We start from the raw sequence: 1,417 nt of genomic DNA on the forward strand, positions 1-1,417 counted from the left end.
CCGGAGGCGTAGTCGCCGAAGTAGTCGACCACGTCCTCGGGCCACTGGTTGGCCTCCGCCAGCAGCACGGTGTCCGGGTACTGGGTGTCGATCTCCTTGCGCACCCGCTTCAGGAACTCGTGGGTCGCCGGCAGGTTCTCGCAGTTGGTGCCCTCCTGCTGGTACAGGTACGGCACGGCGTCCAGGCGGAACCCGTCGATGCCCAGGTCCAGCCAGAACTTCAGCGCGGAGATCATCTCCTCCTGTACGGCCGGGTTCTCGTAGTTGAGGTCCGGCTGGTGCGAGAAGAAGCGGTGCCAGTAGTACTGCTTGCGTAGGGGGTCGTACGTCCAGTTGGAGGCCTCGGTGTCGACGAAGATGATCCGGGCGTCCTGGAACTGCTTGTCGTCGTCGGCCCAGACGTAGTAGTCGCCGTACGGACCGTCCGGATCCCGCCTCGACTCCTGGAACCACGGGTGCTGGTCGCTGGTGTGGTTCATGACGAAGTCGATGATGACGCGCATGCCGCGCTGGTGGGCGGCGTCCACGAACTCCACGAAGTCGGCCAGGTCACCGAACTCGGGGAGCACGGCGGTGTAGTCGGAGACGTCGTAACCGCCGTCACGCAGAGGCGACTTGAAGAACGGCGGCAGCCAGAGGCAGTCGACGCCGAGCCACTGCAGGTAGTCGAGTTTGGCGGTCAGGCCCTTGAGGTCGCCGATGCCGTCGCCGTCGCTGTCCTGGAAGGAGCGGACCAGTACCTCGTAGAAGACGGCACGTTTGAACCACTCGGGGTCCCGGTCCTTGGCCGGAGTGTCCTCGAAGGTGTCCGGGACGGGCTCGTTGACGATCATATTGTGGGTGACCCTCCGATCTGCGGGGAGGACGGTCGCAGAACCGAGAAGATATGCGCGGGTCGACGACCCGGTTCGAGTCGCACATAGTTGGCCCTGCCCCAGTGATAGGTCTCGCCGGTGAGCAGGTCGCGCACCGGCACGGACTCGTGCCGTTCCAGGCCGAGTTGCGGCATGTCCAACGAGACCGTGGCTTCCTGGGTGTGGTGGGGGTCGAGGTTGGCGACCACCAGAACCGTGTTCGATCCGCTCCGCTTCGAGTAGGCGATCACCGAGTCCTGGTCGGCGTGATGGAAGTGGAGGTCGCGCAGCTGCCGCAGGGCCGGATTGCCGCGCCTGATGGTGTTCAGCCGGGTGATGAGGGGGGCGATGGTGCGGCCCTCGCGGGCGGCGGCTGCCCAGTCGCGGGGTTTGAGCTGGTACTTCTCCGAGTGGAGGTACTCCTCGCTGCCGGGGCGCAGTGCGGTGTTCTCGCACAGCTCGTAGCCGCTGTAGATGCCCCAGGCGGGGGAGAGGGTGGCGGCGAGCACGGCGCGGACCTCGAAGGCCGCCCGGCCGCCGTGCTGCAGATAGGCGTGCAGGAT

2 protein-coding genes are annotated in these 1,417 nt (G+C 66.2%); both read right to left on the reverse strand.

Going from position 1 to position 1,417, the window contains the following annotated elements; translation table 11 throughout:
* A partial coding sequence (locus ACIRU3_RS47770) for an alpha-amylase family glycosyl hydrolase (protein WP_404070790.1) occupies positions 1 to 833 on the reverse strand: 833 nt, incomplete at its 3' end.
* On the reverse strand, positions 830 to 1,417 hold a 588-nt coding region (locus tag ACIRU3_RS47775), incomplete at its 5' end, for an alpha-glucosidase C-terminal domain-containing protein (protein WP_404070793.1). The genes ACIRU3_RS47770 and ACIRU3_RS47775, both read right to left, overlap by 4 nt.

The sequence above is a fragment of the Streptomyces sp. NPDC101151 genome, assembly GCF_044768335.1.
Lineage (GTDB): Bacteria > Actinomycetota > Actinomycetes > Streptomycetales > Streptomycetaceae > Streptomyces.